Genomic DNA, 1,920 nt, shown 5'->3' on the forward strand with positions numbered 1-1,920 from the left:
GTCGAAGGCCAGGCGCAGCTCAGCTACGGCGAGCTCAATACCCGGGCCAACCAGTTGGCCCGGCACCTGCTGGAGCTCGGGCTGCAGCCCGGCGACCGGGTGGCGATCCTGTTGCCCCGGTCCCTGGACCTGCTGGTGAGCCAACTGGCCGTCTGCAAATGCGCCGCGGCCTATGTGCCCCTGGATATCAACGCCCCGGCCCAGCGCCAGGCCTTCATGGTGGAAGACAGCGCCAGCGTGCTGCTGCTCAGCCGCAGCGACCAGGTGCTTGCGTGCCCGGCCAGAAGGGTCGACCTGGACCGCCTGCAACTGGCGCCATTGCCCGGGCACAACCCGGACCTGGCGCAGTCGTCCGAGACCGTGGCCTACATCATGTACACCTCCGGCTCCACCGGCGTGCCCAAGGGCGTGCAGGTGCCGCACCGGGCCATCAGCCGCCTGGTGCTCAACAACGGCTATGCCGACTTCAACCCCGAGGACCGGGTGGCGTTCGCCTCCAACCCGGCCTTCGACGCCAGCACCATGGATGTCTGGGGCGCCTTGCTCAATGGCGGCCGGGTGCTGGTGATCGATCACTACACCCTGCTGGAACCTGCGCGTTTCGGCCGGGCCCTGAGCACGGCCGGGGCCACGGTGCTGTTTGTCACCACGGCGCTGTTCAACCAGTACGTGCAACTGATTCCCGAGGCCCTCAAGGGCCTGCGGATTCTCCTCTGCGGCGGCGAGCGTGCCGACCCGGCGGCCTTTCGCCGCCTGCTGGCGCTGGCGCCGCGGCTGCGCCTGGTGCACTGCTACGGCCCCACCGAAACCACCACCTACGCCACCACCCATGAAGTCACCGCCCTGGCCGATGACGCCGAGCACGTGCCCATCGGCCGGCCGATCGGCAACACCCGGGTGTATGTCCTGGACGCCCAGCAGCGGCCGCTGCCCATCGGTGCCCCGGGGGAGATCGTGATCGGCGGCGACGGCGTGGCCCTGGGTTATCTCAACCGCCCCGAACTCAACGCCGAGAAATTTATCCGCGACCCTTTCAGCGAACAGCCCGGGGCCTTGCTGTACCGCACCGGGGACATTGGCCGCTGGCTGGGCAACGGCCTGCTCGAATGCCTGGGGCGCAACGACGATCAGGTGAAGATCCGTGGCCTGCGCATCGAACTGGGGGAAATCGAGGCGCGCCTCACTGCCTGCGCCGGGGTCAAGGAGGCCGTGGTCCTGGCCCGGGAAGACGAGCCCGGGGACAAGCGCCTGGTGGCCTACTACACCCTGCAGGCGGACGCTGCGCCGCTGCCGGCCGAAGCCCTGCGCGCGGCCCTGCAGCAGCAACTGCCGGACTACATGGTGCCCCTGGCCTACGTGCAGTTGCAGGCCTTGCCCCTGACCAACAACGGCAAGCTGGACCGCAAGGCGCTGCCGGCGCCGGCCCCGTCGGCCTTGCTCAGCCGTGAATTCGTCGCCCCCCGAGGCGAGGTGGAAATCGCCCTGGCGCGGATCTGGAGCGAGCTGCTCAAGGTGGAGCAGGTGGGGCGCCACGACCACTTCTTCGAACTGGGCGGGCACTCGCTGCTGGCGGTGAGCCTGATCGAGCGCATGCGCCAGATCGGCCTGAGCGCCGATGTGCGGGTGCTGTTCAGCCAGCCGACCCTGGCCGCCCTGGCCGATGCCGTGGGCAGCGGCCGGGAAGTGCAGGTGCCGGCCAACCTCATCAGCGCTGATTGCCCGCGCATCACCCCGGACCTGCTGCCCCTGGTGGAACTGGACCAGGAGGCCATCGACCGGGTGCTGGCCAGCGTGCCGGGCGGCGTGGCCAATGTGCAGGACATCTACCCCCTGGCGCCGTTGCAGGAGGGCATTCTCTATCACCACCTGAGCGCCGGGCAGGGCGACCCCTACCTGCTGCAATCGCGCCTGGCCTTCGAC

Annotated in this window: 1 protein-coding gene; it reads left to right on the forward strand. The window is 69.4% G+C overall.

Annotated elements, in window-relative coordinates; genetic code table 11:
- The coding region (locus F6S12_RS31410) for an amino acid adenylation domain-containing protein (protein ID WP_315869822.1) at positions 1-1,920 on the forward strand (1,920 nt) is incomplete at both ends.

Origin of the sequence: Pseudomonas sp. JV245A, assembly GCF_032424515.1 — a bacterium.
GTDB classification, from domain to species: Bacteria; Pseudomonadota; Gammaproteobacteria; order Pseudomonadales; family Pseudomonadaceae; genus Aquipseudomonas; species Aquipseudomonas protegens.